Raw genomic sequence first — 16,650 nt, 5'->3', positions numbered from 1 at the left:
TCTCCAGATGACAAGCTACTCCGAACTCCTTGCCGGCGTCGTCGCCACCGACGCCGGCTTCGCCGCCCACGTCACCGACGACTGGAAACAGGGCCGCACCACCTATGGCGGGCTCTCGGCGGCGCTGTGCGTCGAGGCGGCCCAGCGGGCCTTTCCGGAAGCCCCGCCGCTGCGGTCGGGCCAATTCGCCTTCGTTGGCCCGGCGGCGGGTGAACTGTCGATCACGGTCAGGACGCTGCGTCAGGGGAAGTCGACCCTGTTCGCCGCCGTGGACCTGGTCGGCGAGCAAGGCGTCGCCACCCACGCCACCCTGACCTTCGGCGCGGCCCGCGAGTCGCATGTGGCCCACGAGGACGTCCCCTGCCCGGTCGTGGCGCCGCCCGATCAGTGCGAGCCGTTCCACAAGGGCGACACCAGCATGGCGCCCAGCTTCATCCGGCAGTTCGACTTCCGCGTCGCGGGCGGCGGACGCCCCGGCACGGGCGAGCCGCCGGAGTATCTGCTGTGGATCCGCCACCGCGATCCGGCCGCGACCTCGCTGTCGGCCCTGATCGCCCTTGGCGACGCCCCGCCGCCGCCGGCCATGACCCTGTTCCGCCAGTTCGGGCCGATCTCGACCATGACCTGGTCGCTGGACGTGGTGGGCCTCCCGGCGGCGGACGACGACGGCTGGCGCCTGTTGCGTAGCCGGGCCGAGACGATCGGCCATGGCTACTCGACCCAGGAGATGCATCTGTGGGACGCGAAGGGCCGCCCTTTGATCCTGGCGCGGCAGAACGTTGCGGTGTTCGTCTAGATCGCGACAAACGACGTTCGCGCCTCTTGGCGAAGGCGGAATTTTGCCCCCATGCTCCCGCCTCGGCCGTCAGAGTCGCGGCCGCGCGAGGGGAAACGTCCATGACCAAGATCGCCTGCCTGGCCGGCGCGGCCGCCCTGGCCCTGCTCGCCTCGAGCGCAAACGCCCAATCGGCTGAAGAGGCGACCAAGGCCGCTCTTGCGACGATCAAGGACAAGAACCCGACGCTGCATGCGGTGATCGCCACCAATCCCAACGCCCTCGCCGACGCCAAGACGCTCGACGCCGAGCGCAAGGCCGGCAAGGTCCGCTCGGCCCTGCATGGCGCCCCAATCCTCTTGAAGGACAACATCGAAAGCGCCGATCCCCTGCCCACCACCGCCGGCTCGCTGGCGCTGAAGGACAATGTCACCGGCCGCGACGCGCCGATCGCCAAGCGCCTGCGCGAGGCGGGCCTCGTCATGCTGGGCAAGGCCAACCTGTCGGAATGGGCCAATATCCGCTCCAACAAGTCGATCAGCGGCTGGAGCGCGGTCGGCGGCACGGTTCGGAACCCCTACGTCCTGGACCGCAGCGCCTGCGGCTCGTCCAGCGGCTCGGGCGCGGCGGTGGCGGCGGGCCTCGCGCCCCTAGCCATCGGCACCGAGACCGACGGCTCGATCACCTGCCCGGCGGCGATCAACGGCTTGGTCGGCCTCAAGCCCACGGTCGGCCTCGTCTCGCGCACCCACATCGTGCCGATCAGCCATAGCCAGGACACCGCCGGCCCGATGACCACCACGGTCGAGGACGCGGCCAAGGTGCTGACCATCATCGCCGGCTCCGACCCCGCCGACCCGGCCACCAAGGACGCCGACGCCCGCAAGACCGACTACGCCCAGGGTCTCTCAAGGGACGCGCTCAAGGGCGTGAAGCTCGCCGTCGCGCGGTTCTACACCGGCTACTCGCCCAAGACCGACGCGGTGTTCGAGCGCGCGCTGAAAGAACTGCAGGCCCAAGGCGCCATCCTGGTCGACGTGAAGGATTTCGACGAAGGCCCGATCGGCAAGGCCGAGGGCGTGGTGCTCTACACCGAGCTCAAGGCCGACATGGCCGCCTACCTGGCCTCGACCGACCCCAAGAAGGTCCCCAGCCGCACGCTGGCCGACCTGATCGCCTTCAACAAGGCGACCCCCAAGGAGTTCGAGTGGTTCGGCCAGGAGAGCTTCGAGAAGGCCGAAAAGACCAAGGGTCTGACCGATCCCGACTACCTGAAGGCCCTGGCGGACTCCAAGCGCCTGGCCGGCCCCGAAGGTATCGACAAGATCCTGAAGGACACCGGCGCGGTGGCCATCGTCGCCCCGACCACCGGTCCGGCCTGGACCATCGACCCGCTGAACGGCGACAACTACGGCGGCTCCTCGACCACCCTGCCTGCTGTCGCCGGCTATCCGCACCTGACCGTGCCGATGGGCGACGTCACCGGCCTGCCGGTCGGCCTGTCCTTCATCGGCCCGGCCTGGAGCGAGAAGCTGCTGCTGAACCTCGGCTACGCCTACGAACAGGCCACGAACCATCGCAAGCCGCCGACGTTCCTGAAGACGATCGCGCCGTAACGGGCGCCTCGCCATCCAGACCGGTCGCCGCCTCGCTTTAGACATATTACGAATGTAATCGACAACCAGCTCAGCCAGGGAGACAGGTATGGTCCGTCGAGGTCTCCACGTCGCGGGCCTGAGCCTGCTCTCCCTCATCACCGCCATCCCAAGGCCTGTTTCGGCGCTACCCCAGGCTAGCGACGGCGCGGTGACGCCAGAGACTTGCGCCGCGCTGGGTTTCCGGGCGGCGCCTGAACGCGGTGACATCCGGACGTCGGGCGCCCGTCTCCCTTCAGGCCCGATCACGGCCCACGCCGCACCGGGCGCGCCGCCGCCGCCCGCGCCGCCGCCGCCTCCGCCGCCCCTGCCGATCCCCCCCGTGAGCAGGATGGCGCCCCCGGCCCTCAGCGCGGCGCCGCCCGCGCCCGCAGCTATGGACACCGAGCGCTATCCCGGCGCGGCCTCGAACCCGGTGAAACGCGTGGCCGAGGAGCCGGTCTCGACCTTCTCGATCGACGTCGACACGGCCGCCTACGCGAACACCCGGCGCTTCCTCAACGATGGCGCGGTCCCACCGCGCGACGCCATACGGGTCGAGGAGCTGGTGAACTATTTCGACTACGGCTATCCCCGCCCGACCAGCGCCCAAACGCCTTTCCGCGCGACGGTCGCCATCGCGCCTTCGCCATGGTCGAGCCAGCGCCAGATCCTGCACATCGGGCTGCAGGGCTACGCCGCCCCCCGCAGCGAGGCCCCGCCGCTGAACCTGGTGTTCCTGGTCGACACCTCCGGGTCGATGATGGGACCCGACCGCCTGCCGCTGGCGCAGAAGGCGCTGAATGTCCTGATCGACCAGCTGCGTCCGCAGGACCGCGTCGCCATGGTCGCCTATGCCGGCTCGGCGGGCGCGGTGCTGGCGCCGACGGACGGACGCTCGAAGCTAAAGATGCGCTGCGCCCTGGGCGCTCTGCAGGCGGGCGGCTCGACAGCGGGCGGCCGAGGGCTGGAGTTGGCCTACGGCCTGGCCAAGCAGAACTTCGACAAGAAGGCCGTCAACCGCGTGATCCTGATCACGGACGGCGACTTCAATGTCGGCATCGCCGATCCGTCCCGACTGAAGGATTTCGTCGCCGATCAGCGCAAGAGCGGCGTCTATCTGTCGGTCTACGGCTTTGGTCGGGGCAATTACAACGACACGATGATGCAGGCCCTGGCCCAGAACGGAAACGGGGTCGCGGCCTATGTCGACACGCTGAACGAGGCCCGCAAGCTGCTGCGCGACGACTTCGAAAGCAGCCTCTTCCCGATCGCCGACGACGTAAAGATCCAGGTCGAGTTCAATCCGCGTCAGGTCAGCGAGTATCGGCTGATCGGCTACGAGACGCGCCTTCTGAACCGCGAGGACTTCAACAACGACCAGGTCGACGCCGGCGAGGTGGGCGCGGGGGCGTCGGTCACGGCGCTCTATGAGATCACGCCCGTTGGCGCGCGCCCCTCCTCCGACCCGCTACGCTACGGCGACAAGACGTCCCCCACGTCGAAGGTCCCCGTCGGGGAGCTGGCCTTCTTGAAGGTGCGCTACAAGCTGCCGGGCGGGTCGACCTCGAAGCTGATCGAGCGCGCCATAGGGTCCGCCGACCGCTACGCGACCCTGGCCGCCGCCCCGGAATCGACCCGGTTTGCGGTCGCGGTCGCCGCCTACGGTCAGAAACTGCGCGGCGATCCCTGGCTCAAGGCGGGCTTCGATTGGCCGGCGATCACCGCCTTGGCCCAGGACGCGCGCGGCCAGGATCCAGAAGGCCTGCGGGCGGAATTCGTCCAGCTGACGAAAGCCGCCCGCGACGTGAAGGCGCGATGACCAAGCCTACCGCCCCGTCGGCATGTCCTTGAACGCCACGTCCTTGTCGACGCGGACGTCGCCCGGCAGGCCAAGCACCCGTTCGGCGATGATGTTCTTGAGGATCTCGTCCGTGCCGCCAGCGATGCGCAGGCCCGGGGCCCACATCAGACTCTGCTGGAACGCCGCCTCGGCCGGGGCCTGATCGGGATCGACGAGGACGCCGTACTGGTCCTCCATCTCGACGGCGGTGTTGGCCAGCTCCTGTAGCTGGTTGGCCGAGATGATCTTGCCGATCGAGCTTTCCGGTCCCGGGGTCTGGCCGCGCGACAGGGCGGTCATGGTGCGGAAGCGGGTGAACTTCAGCCCTTCGGACTGCACGTACCAGTCGGCCAGCTTGTCGCGGAAGCTCTGGTCCTTCAGCGCCGGACCGGCGACGCCCGACAGCTCGCGGGCCAGCTTCATGATCTCGCGATAGTTCGGACCGGCCGAGCCGCCAACCGCCAGGCGCTCGTTCATCAGCGTGACCAGGGCCACCTTCCAGCCGTCGCCGACCTCGCCCAGCCGCTGGCTGTCCTTGACGCGCAGGTCAGTGAAATAGACCTCGTTGAACTCGCGCCCGCCCGACATCTGATGGATCGGCCGGCATTCGACCGCCGCGTCGCGCATGTCGATCCAGAACATGGTCAGCCCCTTGTGCTTGGGCACATCGGGATCGGTCCGCGTCAGCAGGATGCCGTAGTCGCAATAGTGGGCGCCGGTGGTCCAGACCTTCTGGCCGTTGATCACCCACTCGTCGCCGTCCTTGACCGCGCGGGTGCGCAGCGCGGCCACATCCGAGCCGCCGGCCGGTTCGGAGAACAGCTGGCACCAGATCTCCTCGCCGCGCACGGCCGGGCCGACGAAGCGCTTCTTGGTCTCGCCGTCGGCGAAGGCCATGACCGTCGGCACGCACATGCCCAGGCCGATCGTGAAGTAGCCGTAGCCGAGGCCGGCCTTGGTCTCTTCCTGGCCGAAGATCACCGACTGGATCGGCGTGCCGCCGCCCCCGCCGATGGCCGCGGGCCAGGTGATGCAGGCATAGCCCGCCGAGGCCTTGGTCGCCTGCCAGTCCTTGGCGGCGGCCATATGCTCGGGCGTGTTCGGCTTGACCTCGCCCCACTTGGCGCGGTGGGCGGCGGCGTTCTCGGCCAGCCAGGCGCGAGCCTTCTCGCGATAGGCCGCTTCTTCCGGGGAGTCGTTGAAGTCCATGATCCAGTCTCCCTTAGGCCGCGTTCTTCTGTTCGAGCTGGCTGACCAGCCGTTCCTTCCAGACCTTGGGCGCGCCGGCGACCAGGCTGAGCTGCCGCGAACGGCGGTAGTAGAGGTGGCAGTCGACATCCCAGGTGAAGCCCATGCCGCCGTGCACCTGGATGTTCTCCTTGCTGGCGAACCAGAAGGCCTCGGATGCGGCGATGCGCGCCGCCGACGCCGCGATCGGCAGCTCCGGCGCGTCGTCGTTCAGCGCCCAGGCGCCGTAATAGGCATTGGAGCGGGCGACCTCGTTCTTGACGTACATGTCGGCCAGCTTGTGCTTGATCGCCTGGTAGCCGGCGATCACGCGACCGAAGGCATAGCGGCCCAGGGCGTACTCGCGCGCCATCTCCAGGCAGCGGTCGGCGCCGCCCAGCTGCTCGAAGGCCAAGAGGACGGCGGCGCGATCCAGAATCGCCTGGACGATCTCGAAGCCCGCGCCCGCGTCGCCCACCCGCTCGGCGGCCGCGCCGGCGAAGGTGAGCTTGGCGACGCTGCGGGTGGGATCGAGGCTCTTCAGCGTCTCGCGCGTCACGCCCGCGCCGGTCAGGTCGACCAGGAACAGGCCGGGGCGGCCGCCCTCGCTGGCCAGAACCAGGGCGACGCCCGCGACGTCGCCGTCGGTGACCGGGATCTTGGTTCCGGAGAGCTTCCCGCCCTCGACGCGGCACTGCAGGCTGGCGGGCCCCACCACGCCCGGACCTTCCGACGTCGCCAGGCAGCCGATCAGCTCGCCGGCGGCGACGCGCGGCAGGATCGAGGCCTTCTGAGCGTCGGAGCCGAACGCCATGATCCCTTCGGCCAGGACGTAGACCGTCGAGGCGAACGGGATCGGCGCCACGGCGCGGCCCAGCTCCTCGGCGATGGCGCAGAGCTCGACGCGCCCCAGGCCCAGGCCGCCGAACTCTTCGGGTATGCAGGCGCCCAGCCAGCCCTGTTCGGCCACGCCCTTCCAGAGCTTCTCGTCGAAGGCCCGCTCGGGCTTGTCGAGCACGCCGCGCACGACGCTGACATCGCAATGGGCGGCGAGGAATTTGCGCGCCTCGTCCTTCAGGAACTTCTGGTCGTCCGAATAGTCGAAATCCACTGGATCCTCCCTGGACCGGGCTCTTTCGGCCGGTCTCGGGAGCACACTGAACGACGTTCACGCGAAGGGAAAGCCTGCCCCGGCGTCAAGAATTTCAGCCGCCGGCCAAGGCCTCGGGCGTTGCGTCCGGACGGGTCTTGAACATGCCCCCTTGCGCCAGGCCAGTCGAACGCCCGCAGCCAACGCAGCGGTCTCGGATGCAGCACCCGCCGGCGCCGACGTCCAAACCTTGCGTCACGCCCCGCCTCCATCAGCTCGACAGGGCGACTTCGCCGTTACTTCGCCCAATATTGTCTATTGTCAGCCGGGCCGGGAGGAAGCGACGACGCCGGCGCGCCGGGCCGCGTCGCAATCGCCTTTTGCCGGACTTTAGAGCCGACGGTATGCGGGTGGGATCTGCGCGGTTTCATGACATTTTGGACAAGAGAGACACGCTGAACTCATCCGGGCAAGGTTAGAGCAGTCGTTATACGGTTGTATCGGCACACCAACAGGTTGAGTTGCGCTAGCTACTTACTGTAATATTTGTCCTTACAGTATGCGCGTCGATGAGCCATGCTCGCAGAACGCGATTCTCTAAAAGCCATGGCCAAGGCTCAATTCAAGAAAAACCAGCGAGTGTGGGTGGACAGCGTCGGCGCTTGGGCGACCGTGGAACGCGTCGTCCCCGCATGGGTCGGCGGTTTGCCTGAACCGGTTCGCGTCACCTACGATGTCGGGCTCGGCCGCATGTTTCATGCGTTTGAACTGACCGCTGATCCGCGCGAGGCCCCGGCCCCGCCAAGCCAAGAAACTTGGCGCGTGGCGCGCGGCCCCAACCGTTGGCGCGGTCCGGACGAAGCGCCTCGGCAGCCGAACCCGGGCACCTATCCCGTCGTGTACACCGATCCCCAGGACTGGGGCGGTTGGCGCGTACCGCGAGCCGAGTACGATCGAGATCCCGAGCGGATCGAGGCGCAAGCGCGGATGATCGCCGCGGCGCCCAAGATGCGCGCCTTGATCCAGGACCTGATCACGCTGGTCGCCAACGGCGCCGCGACGCCGGAGGTGCTGCGCGGCCTCGCCCGTCGCGCCGCGACCCTTGAGCTGGAGTTCCGCGACATGCACGGCGATGAAGCCGTTCGCATGAAGGCAACGCCCGCCCCTCCGGCGGAGCAACCGCCTACGCCCGCGGCCCGGCCGTCCTCTCGGCCCGAATATTCGACCGCTCGGGAGGGGTTCAAATCGCCCTCTCTTTCCGAGCGGATGGCCGCGCTCGAGCGGGAGCTCAACCTGCGCCCCCGGGCCTCCGGCGTCTTCGCCGCCGCGCCCCGCCCCGCCGCGCCGGCTTCGAAAGAGCCGCCCGAAAGCGTCCCGCCGACGAATTTTCTGCGGCGACACCCCAAGTAATCGCGCCTCGCGCTGGCGCGAAAGCCCGGGCGGCCTTAGCTATGGCTCATGCGCACCGACACGCCGCAGCCGATCCGGCTAGCCGATTATCGCCCTTTCCCCTTCGCGATCGAGACCACGCGACTGGTCTTCGACCTGAGCCCCTCGGCGACCCGGGTCCGGGCCGAGCTGGCGATACGCCGCACCGGCGACGGCGACGCGCCCCTGGTGTTGAACGGCGAGCGGCTGAAGCTGCTGTCGGTGACGATCGACGGTCAGGCGCTGAGCGCCAACCAGTACGCCGTCGACGCCGAACACCTGACCGTCCCGGAAACCCCGGACCAGTTCGTGCTGACCACCGAGGTCGAGATCGATCCTTTGGCCAACAAGGCGCTGACCGGCCTCTACATGTCCGGCGGACGCTTTTGCACCCAGTGCGAGGCCGAGGGCTTCCGCACCATCACCTACTTCCCCGATCGCCCGGACGTGCTGAGCCGCTATAGCGTGCGCATCGAGGCCGACGGCGGCCTGCCCCATCTGCTCAGCAACGGCAACCTGGTGGACCAGGGCTCGTTGGACGGCGCGCGTCACTTCGCCGAGTGGGTCGATCCCTTCCCCAAGCCCTCCTACCTGTTCGCCCTGGTCGCGGGCGACCTCGACGTCGTGACCGACAGCTTCGTGACGATGAGCGGCCGCGAGGTGGCGCTGAAGATCTTCGTCGACCCCGGCCAGGCGTCGCGCGCGACCTACGCGCTGGACAGCCTCAAGCGCGCGATGAAGTGGGACGAGGAGGCGTTCGGCCGCGAGTACGACCTCGACCTCTTCATGATTGTCGCCGTGCGCGACTTCAACTTCGGGGCCATGGAGAACAAGGGGCTGAACATCTTCAACAGCTCCCTCTTGCTGGCTGATCCCGAGACCGCGACGGACGCCGACTTCGAACGGATCGAGGCGGTCGTGGCCCACGAATACTTCCACAACTGGACCGGCAACCGCATCACCTGCCGCGACTGGTTCCAGCTGTGCCTGAAGGAAGGCTTCACCGTCTTCCGCGACCAGAGCTTCAGCGCCGACATGCGCGGCGCGGTCGTCCAGAGGATCAAGGATGTGCGGGCCCTGCGCGCTCGGCAGTTCGCGGAAGACGCCGGCCCGCTGGCCCACCCCGTGCGGCCGTCCAGCTATCTGAAGATCGACAACTTCTACACCGCGACGATCTACGAGAAGGGCTCGGAGATCATCCGCATGCTGAAGACCATCCTGGGCGCCGAGGCGTTCCGGAAGGGCTGTGATCTGTACTTCGAGCGCCACGACGGCGAGGCGACGACGGTCGAGGCGTTCATCGCCTGCTTCACCGAGACCTCGGGCCAGGACCTTTCCGACTTCTTCGCCTGGTACGAGCAGGCCGGTACGCCGGCCGTGACCCTCACGAGCGACTATGACGCCCAAGCGAGCGTCCTGACGCTGAACCTGCGCCAGTCGACGGCGCCCACGCCGGGCCAGCCGACGAAACGCCCCCTGCCGATCCCTGTCGCCATCGGCCTGCTGTCGCAAGGCGGCGAGAGCTTGCGCGACACCGAAGTGGTGCTGCTCGACAAGGACGCCATGACCGTGCGCTGGGAAGGCGTCGCCCAGCCGCCCGTTCTATCGGCCCTTCGCGGCTTTTCGGCTCCGGTCAATCTGACGACGGACGCGCGTCCGTCGGACCGCTACGTGCTGTTCAGCGCCGATCCGGACCTGTTCAATCGCTGGGAGGCCGGCCAGACCCTGGCGCGCGACCTGATCCTGGCGCGCGCCGCCGGGGCGCCCGACGAGGTGGGCGAAGAGCGCTACGCCGAGGCGCTTGGCCAGGCGCTGGTCGACGAGGCGGCGGAGCCGGCCTTCAAGGCCCTGCTGCTCAGCCTGCCGTCGGAACCCGACCTCACCCTGTTGTCGGAGGAGCCCGCCGATCCGCTCGCCCTGCACGAGGCGCGCGACGCCCTGCGCATCCGCATCGCGATCCATCTCGGCGACCTCCTGCGCCGACTGCACGGCGAGATGCAGAGCAGCGGTGAATTCTCGCCCAGCGCGGAGGCGGCGGGGCGGCGCGCGCTACGTAACGCCTGCGCCGACATGCTGTCGGCCGATCCGCACGACGAGAATCTGACGCGTCTGGTTGGGCACTACGAGGCCTCGCGCAACATGACCGACATGATCGGCGGGCTCTATCCGCTGGTCTGCATCGGCGGCGAGGCGCGCGAAAAGGCCCTGTCGGCCTTCTACGACACCTGGGCCGCCGAGCCGCTGGTGCTGGACAAGTGGTTCTCGATCCAGTCGCGGGATCCCAATCCGGACGTGCTGGACCGCGTGGTCGCCCTGACACGCCACCCCGCCTTCGAACCGACCAACCCGAACCGTCTGCGCGCCTTGGTGTCCGCCTTCGCCAGCTTCAATCCCGCGCGGTTCCACGATCCCAGCGGCGCGGGCTACCGCTTCCTGGCCGACCAGATCCTGACGGTGGACAAGTTCAACCCGATGACCGCCGCGCGCCTGGTCGAGCCCCTCGGCGCTTGGCGGCGTTACAAGTCGGATCTAGGCGCGCTGATGCGGCAAGAGCTTGAGCGCATCGCCGTTCATCCCGACCTCTCCAAGAATGTTCTGGAGCTCGTCACCAAGTCTTTGACCTGAAACCCGCGAGCGTAGAGTCGGGATTCATTGCGACTAATACGCCCATCCGCGCGGAAATGACGGTTCGGCGGTGACGCCGCCACGGCCCTTAAGCTAGATTCACCTTCTGGCGAAGTGACTCGCCGGGGTGTTCCACGGGAGTCGTGCGTTTGGGTAAAGGCGGGGCGAGACACGGAGGGACGGCCAAGGCCGGACCGACCGCGCCCGCGAGCCCGCGGGCGCCCCGTACGCGCGCGCCTTCCCAGACCTTCGCCCGTATTGCGATCCTGTCGGCGGTGCTCCTGCTGGCGATCTACACCGCCACCGGCCTCAAAAGGATCGAAGATCAGAGCCGCACGCGGCCGGTGGGCCCCTTCCTGGCGGCCAAGGCCGGCTTGATCGCCGGCCGTGTCGAGACGAACCTCGCCGCGCAACGCGCGGGCCTTTCCGCCGCCGCCGATCTGCTGGCTCGTGATCCCGACGCCACGGCGGACGCCGCCCAGATCGCCTTGCGCGCGGCCGGCGGCGAGGCCGTCGCCGTGGCCGTGGTGGGCCCGCCTGGAATCCTGGCCGTCGCCGGACGCGACGACGGAGCGGACTGGAAGGCGGCCGCCCGCGCGGCGGAGGCCTCCGGCAAGACCATCTGGACCGGCTCGGTGGGCGCGTCGGGCAGGCTGTACGTGGCCACGACGACGACGCTGGGTCCCACTCAAGCCGTCCTCATCGCCAGCGGCGACGCCGCGCGCCTGATCGAAGAACCCGCGCGCGGCGAAAGCAGCGCCCTCGCCCTCCCCGACGGGACCTTGATCGTCGCCCAGGGCGGTCGCGCCCAGGGCGCGACGGCGGTGCGGCAGGCGTTCGCGCTGAAGCCGGCGGACCTGCGACGTCCCGCCGACGACCTTCGTGGCCGCGCGTCCGACGGCAAGCCCCTCGACGTCGCGGTCAAGCCGGTCGGCGAAGGGGCGCTGACCGCTGTCTTCGCGGCGCCGAGCAGCGGCGACGGCGGCGTCCCCACAAGCAGCGCGCTCAGCCTGCTTATCCCGCTGGCCGCCGGTATCGGCCTCGCCCTGCTGCTCGTGGTCCAGAGCCGCAAGTCGGAGGCCGCGCAACGCGAGTTCATCGACAGCGAACAACGCTTCCGCCTGGCGGTCGAGGCGGCGCGCTGCGGCATCTGGGAATGGGACCTGAACGCCGACGAGGTGTTCCTATCCGACGTCACCGGGGCCATGTTCGGCTGGGGCGGCGGCGGTGTCGTCTCGGGGCAGGACCTCTTGGACCGCATCGCCCCGGACCACCGCGAGCGGCTCAGAAAAGCCCTGGCCAACGCCGCCCTGTATGGCGCCTTCGACGTCTCGTTCCGCGTTCCCGCGGTCGGACAGGGGCAACGCTCGCTCTGGATCGACGCGCGCGGCCAGGGCTTTGGCCGGGCGGACGCGGACGGCTATTCGCGCATCATCGGCGTGGCGCTGGACGTCACCGAGGAGCGGGTCGCCCAGGCCCGCGCCCAGGCCGCCGAGAACCGGCTGCGCGACGCCATCGAAAGCGTCTCCGAAGCCTTCGTCCTCTGGGACCGCCACGGGCGGTTGCTGATGTGCAACCGCAACTATCGCAACGTCTTCTCGCTCGATCCCAAGCTCCTGAAGCCGGGCGCCGCGCGCGCCGAGATCAATCGCCGCGCCGCGCTCGCCATCAAGCAGGACCATTCCGCGCCGGACGCCGCCAAGGGGGTTCGCGAAGCCGAGCTGATGGACGGTCGCTGGATCCAGATCAGCGAGCGCCGCACCGCCGAGGGCGGCCTCGTCATGACCGCCGCCGACATCACGGCGATCAAGAACCAGGACGAAGCCCGCCGCCTCAACCAAGAGCAGCTGCAGAACGCCGTCGCAGGCCTCGAGCGTAGCCAGGAGCAGCTGGCGGAACTTGCTCGCAAGTATGAAACCGAAAAGGTGAGAGCCGAAGGCGCCAATCGGGCCAAGAGCGAGTTCCTGGCCAACATGTCCCACGAGCTGCGGACGCCGTTGAACGCCATCAACGGCTTCTCCGAGATCATGATGAACGAGATGTTCGGCCCGCTGGGCGACGAACGCTACAAGGGCTACAGCCAGGATATCCATTCATCCGGCCAACACCTGCTGGCGCTGATCAACGACATTTTGGACATGTCCAAGATCGAAGCCGGCAAGATGAACCTGAAATTCGAGCCGATGCACGTGGAGGACGTCGCCGAGGACGCCGTCCGCCTGGTTCGCAACCGCGCCGAGGCCGCGGGCCTGAACCTCCGCATCGACTTCCCCCCCCTGCCTGAGATCGAGGCCGACTACCGGGCCATCAAGCAGGTGTTGCTGAACCTGCTGTCCAACGCGATCAAGTTCACCCCGCGCGCGGGCAGCGTCACCCTGACCGCCGAGGTCCGGCGAGATGCTTTCGGCGACATGGTCCGGGTGTCGGTGGCCGACACCGGCATCGGCATCGCCAAGGAAGATCTGGCCCGGCTGGCGCGCCCGTTCGAGCAGGTGGAAAGTCAGTTCTCCAAGACCACCCAGGGGACCGGCCTTGGCTTGGCGCTGACCAAGTCGCTGATCAGCATGCACGACGGCGCCTTGGAGATGACGTCGACGCCCGGCGAAGGCACGACGGTCAGCTTCGCGCTCCCGATCCGCCAGAGCGAGCACGGCATCGCGCGAGACTTCGCGGCGGCGTAAGCCGGCCTGCCTGAATATTACTTTTCTTTCATAGACTTAATTCGACGTCATGAAGCACTCGTAACGGGTGTTTCGCACACCCCAGGACTACACCTCTTCTCAACAGACCGCCGCGGGCGGCCACATCGAAAAGAGGGACCTGTCATGAGCAAGCTTATCAGCCGCGTCGCCGCCATCGCCGCCTTGGCCCTGGCCGCCACCCCGATCATCGGCCTCACCGCCGCCCACGCCGCCGAAGGCCCCGCGCCCGTCGCGCGTATCCCCGTTGGCGACCTGACGCTGTCTGATCCCGCCGACGCCCGCCAATTCGCCCGCCGCGTCGATCTGGCCGCCCGCGAAGTCTGCGACTCCTACGGCAACAAGGCCATCGCCGCCCGCGCCTGCGTGGCCGACTTCAAGAGCGAAGTGAAGGATGCGTTGTCGGAAAAGCAGATCGCCGATCTGCGGATGGCCAACCGCGCCGGCGCCAAGATCACCCTGGCCTTCTACTAGCCTCGGCGCATCCAGGCGGCCACCGCCCAGGCGTGGGCGTCGTGGCGTAGGGCGACCACAGCGTCGCGCGGGTCCAGCCAGACCAGCGCATGGTCGTCCTCGACCTTCAGGGCGGGGTTTTCACCCTGCAGTTCGGCGACATAGACGCCGCCGTGATTGCGGACCGGCTGACCGTCTGACTTCAGGAAGTACTGCGAGACGGTGTCGATCAGACGGCCCGCCTCGACGACCAGCCCCGTCTCTTCGCCGAATTCCCGGGCCACGGCCTGTTCTTCCGTCTCCTCGCCATCCACCGCCCCGCCCGGCAGATCGAAGTACGGCGCCTTGCCGGGCTTGGTCACCTGGGCGAGCGCGATCTGACCGAGCGCGTTCTCGACCACCCCGAACGCCGCGCGGCGCTCGAGGTAGGACAACCCCGGCAGGGGCGAGCCGAACCTCAGCAAGACCTCAGTCCTTGCCGTAGAGGTCGAACCACGGATCGGCCTTGCCCGACTCCACGTCGGCCACGCTGATCTCCGGACGGTAGCCGATCTTGCCGTTGGCGCTTTCGCGCCAGGCGTCCACGACGAGGTTCCGCAGAGCGGTCGCGCCAGCCGCGACCCGCGTCCGGACGAACGCCTTGGCGCGCGGATCGGTCTCGATCATGCCGCCGGCCTTCTCCAGTTGATAAAGCGGCTCAACCTGCTTCCAGGTGTCGGTCAGGTAGCCCACGACGCGCGTCTCGATCGAGCAGTCGCAGGCCTTGTAGGCCGGCACCAGGGCCTTGATCGACGCCTCGTCGGCCAAGGCTTGGGTCAGCGGCCCCTCGAACTGGAAATGGGTCGAGCGCGCCTGGGTGTAGCCGTTGGGATTGGGATAGTCGCCCCAACCATTGTAGTGGACCGATAGGTGCAGCGGCTGGCTGCCGTCGCCGACATAGTGGGCCCAGACGCCAAGGTCGCGCAGCAGCAGGTCCTCGCGTCGCTTCAGGTCGGCCCTGTAATAGGCCAGCCGGGTCGGATCCTTCTCGAGCTTCACCGCGGCGGTCAGGATGCGCCAGTAGGTGAAGTCCTTCACCAGCTGCTGATAGCCGTCGATGATCGCATAGGGCAGATAGCCCGCCTGCCAGCTGTCGACGCCGGCGGCCCGCAGGGCCTTTTCGTAGTCGGCGCGGGTCGGCGGCAAGGTCGCCACCGTGAAGGCCGGACCGCCGTACATGAGGCCCTGATCGTCGACGTCCAGGAAGTGGGCTGAATCGCGGTCGTGATCGTGAATCTTGCCCGAGCCCTTCCAGCGGTCCGGCTCGCGCGCGTACTCGCCGATCGTGGCCACAGCCTGCGGCGTTCGCAGGAAGGCGGGTACGTCGGCCGGCAGCGTCGCGGCGCCGACGACGCCGACCACCCGGTGGCCCGAAGCCCCCCAGGCGAGCGCCGACTGAGCGGGCGCGGACACCGCGGCGGCCAAGGCGAGAACTTTGAGGCTGGTCGAGAGACGCAAGGACGGACTCCGGGATCAAACAATGCCGAGGGCGACTTCGGTCCGCCCGACCCAGGCCTTCACGGCCGGGAAGAGCGCAAGGTCGAACCCGCCCTCATGCGCCACGCGGGTGTAGGCGACCAGGGCCACGTCCGCCAGCGTGACATTCTCGCCGACCAGAAACGGCGATTGTTGCAGCTGTGTTTCGAGCCTGGCCAGGGCCTGCCCGCCTCTCTCCGTCAGCTTCGGCTCGAGCTCTTCAGGCGGCTTGCCGAGATATAGCATCTGGAACCGCGCCACGGCGATATAGGGCTCGTGGCTGTACTGCTCCCAAAACAACCACTCCAGCATCTTGGCGCGCGCATAGGGATCGCCCGGAATCAGCGAGGATCCCTCGGCGAGATGCAGCATGATGGCGTTGGACTGCGACAACGGTCGGCCATCGTCCAGGATCACCAGCGGGACCTGCCCGGCCGGGTTCAACGCCAGGAACGCCGGCGTCCGCGTCTCGCCCGTCAGGACGCTGGTCTCGATCCAATCGAACGCCAGGCCGAGGCGCTCGGCGACCCACTTCACCTTGAGGCAGTTGCCCGAAATCGAGTCGCCGTAGATCCGCATCGCCATGGGTTCCGTCCGTAAGGCTGTCGCAGCGGGGAAAATCGACGGGAAACGGCCAAGTTTCAAGCCGCTGAATCCATGCCTGTTTTTCGCTCATCGGGCGAACCCGCACCCGCGATGGGTGGGGTCCGGGGTTGTCACGAGGCCGTGATCGGACTATCCAGACCCCGCCCGACAGACACGCCGATAAGAGGACACCCTCGATGCGACGCAAGCTCGCCGGAATTTTGGCCACCGCGGTCATCTCCGCATTCGCCGCTCCCGCCCTCGCCAACGCCGCTCCTGAGCAGGACTCCGCGTCCGCCCAGACGCAGCGCGTCGATCCGCTGGGCGAGCTGATCAGCACGGCCCTGGGCGGCGGCGCCCTGCCCGGTTCGGTCGAGTACAAGATGCGGGCGACGATGTATCACGCCGGCGCCAAAGGCATTCGGGCGTTCGACTCGCTGGGCTGCAAGGTCGCCGCGATGCGCACCGTCGCCGTGGATCCCAAGGTGATCCCGCGCCGCACGGTCATCTTCATCAAGGAAACCGTCGGCCTGCCGATGCCGGACGGCGGCAAGCACGACGGCTACTGGTACGCCTCCGACATCGGCGGGGCGATCAAGGGCCTGAAGCTCGACCTGTTCAGCGGCTTCGGCGCCGCGTCGATGAAGACCCTGCGCGGCATCGACCTCTCCAGCCTGTCGGTCAGCAAGGTCGGCGAATTCAAGGGCTGCCCGCCGCAATAGCAGTTGGCGTCCGCCCTCTCGGTGCGGACTGGAATTGATCTCCGAACTCGGCTT

Annotated in this window: 13 protein-coding genes and 1 pseudogene; 8 read left to right on the top strand and 6 right to left on the bottom strand. The window is 68.2% G+C overall.

Annotated features, from left to right (window positions below):
• The first annotated feature begins 7 nt into the window (after nucleotides 1–7).
• The 3 genes and pseudogenes from CSEG_RS06355 (at nucleotide 8) to CSEG_RS06345 (ending at nucleotide 4,231) form a co-directional block, all read left to right on the top strand.
• On the top strand, nucleotides 8–796 hold the full coding sequence (locus CSEG_RS06355) for a thioesterase family protein (protein WP_041538219.1): 789 nt from the start codon (nucleotides 8–10) through the stop codon (nucleotides 794–796).
• A gap of 51 nt (nucleotides 797–847) precedes the next feature.
• Nucleotides 848–2,391: pseudogene (locus tag CSEG_RS06350) on the top strand (amidase).
• Between the two features lie 370 nt (nucleotides 2,392–2,761).
• Complete coding sequence (locus CSEG_RS06345) at nucleotides 2,762–4,231, top strand: vWA domain-containing protein (protein ID WP_227878920.1); 1,470 nt, start codon at nucleotides 2,762–2,764, stop codon at nucleotides 4,229–4,231.
• Nucleotides 4,232–4,237: 6 nt separating this feature from the next.
• Here CSEG_RS06345 and CSEG_RS06340 read toward each other — a convergent pair whose 3' ends face one another.
• The 3 genes from CSEG_RS06340 to CSEG_RS22495 form a co-directional block, all read right to left on the bottom strand.
• Entirely contained in the window at nucleotides 4,238–5,461 is a 1,224-nt protein-coding gene (locus tag CSEG_RS06340; RefSeq protein ID WP_013078427.1) for an acyl-CoA dehydrogenase family protein, read from the bottom strand.
• 13 nt (nucleotides 5,462–5,474) lie between these two features.
• On the bottom strand, nucleotides 5,475–6,590 hold the full coding sequence (locus CSEG_RS06335) for an acyl-CoA dehydrogenase family protein (RefSeq protein WP_013078426.1): 1,116 nt from the start codon (nucleotides 6,588–6,590) through the stop codon (nucleotides 5,475–5,477).
• A gap of 94 nt (nucleotides 6,591–6,684) precedes the next feature.
• Complete coding sequence (locus CSEG_RS22495) at nucleotides 6,685–6,828, bottom strand: hypothetical protein (protein WP_157038974.1); 144 nt, start codon at nucleotides 6,826–6,828, stop codon at nucleotides 6,685–6,687.
• Between the two features lie 347 nt (nucleotides 6,829–7,175).
• Between CSEG_RS22495 and CSEG_RS22970 the strand changes: the two genes are divergently transcribed.
• The 4 genes from CSEG_RS22970 (at nucleotide 7,176) to CSEG_RS06315 (ending at nucleotide 13,795) form a co-directional block, all read left to right on the top strand.
• Nucleotides 7,176–7,979 carry a hypothetical protein gene (locus tag CSEG_RS22970; protein WP_193852713.1) on the top strand — a complete coding sequence of 268 codons (804 nt, stop codon included), beginning with the start codon at nucleotides 7,176–7,178 and terminating at the stop codon, nucleotides 7,977–7,979.
• Nucleotides 7,980–8,027: 48 nt separating this feature from the next.
• Entirely contained in the window at nucleotides 8,028–10,622 is a 2,595-nt protein-coding gene (gene pepN, locus CSEG_RS06325) for an aminopeptidase N (RefSeq protein ID WP_013078424.1), read from the top strand.
• Nucleotides 10,623–10,771: 149 nt separating this feature from the next.
• Complete coding sequence (gene pleC / locus CSEG_RS06320; RefSeq protein WP_013078423.1) at nucleotides 10,772–13,303, top strand: cell cycle histidine kinase PleC; 2,532 nt, start codon at nucleotides 10,772–10,774, stop codon at nucleotides 13,301–13,303.
• Nucleotides 13,304–13,447: 144 nt separating this feature from the next.
• Nucleotides 13,448–13,795 (top strand): UrcA family protein, encoded by a 348-nt coding sequence (locus CSEG_RS06315; RefSeq protein WP_013078422.1) that lies wholly within the window; start codon nucleotides 13,448–13,450, stop codon nucleotides 13,793–13,795.
• Here the strand turns inward: CSEG_RS06315 and CSEG_RS06310 are convergent.
• From CSEG_RS06310 to CSEG_RS06300, 3 genes are read right to left on the bottom strand one after another with little or no spacing between them, the layout of a single operon-like run.
• Complete coding sequence (locus tag CSEG_RS06310; protein WP_013078421.1) at nucleotides 13,792–14,238, bottom strand: NUDIX domain-containing protein; 447 nt, start codon at nucleotides 14,236–14,238, stop codon at nucleotides 13,792–13,794. The two genes, CSEG_RS06315 and CSEG_RS06310, sit on opposite strands and share 4 nt — an antisense overlap.
• Before the next feature lie 4 nt (nucleotides 14,239–14,242).
• Nucleotides 14,243–15,271 (bottom strand): phospholipase C/P1 nuclease family protein, encoded by a 1,029-nt coding sequence (locus CSEG_RS06305; RefSeq protein WP_013078420.1) that lies wholly within the window; start codon nucleotides 15,269–15,271, stop codon nucleotides 14,243–14,245.
• Between the two features lie 15 nt (nucleotides 15,272–15,286).
• Nucleotides 15,287–15,874 carry a glutathione S-transferase family protein gene (locus tag CSEG_RS06300; protein ID WP_013078419.1) on the bottom strand — a complete coding sequence of 196 codons (588 nt, stop codon included), beginning with the start codon at nucleotides 15,872–15,874 and terminating at the stop codon, nucleotides 15,287–15,289.
• A gap of 197 nt (nucleotides 15,875–16,071) precedes the next feature.
• Here CSEG_RS06300 and CSEG_RS06295 point away from each other — a divergent pair, with 197 nt between their 5' ends.
• Nucleotides 16,072–16,596, top strand: coding sequence for a 3D domain-containing protein (locus CSEG_RS06295; RefSeq protein WP_013078418.1), 525 nt, complete (start codon nucleotides 16,072–16,074; stop codon nucleotides 16,594–16,596).
• Nucleotides 16,597–16,650: the final 54 nt, after the last annotated feature.

The organism is Caulobacter segnis ATCC 21756 (genome assembly GCF_000092285.1).
Taxonomy (GTDB): Bacteria; Pseudomonadota; Alphaproteobacteria; order Caulobacterales; family Caulobacteraceae; genus Caulobacter; species Caulobacter segnis.
The sequence above is the reverse complement of the archived record's forward strand: the minus strand, read 5'-3'. Positions and strand labels throughout refer to the sequence as shown.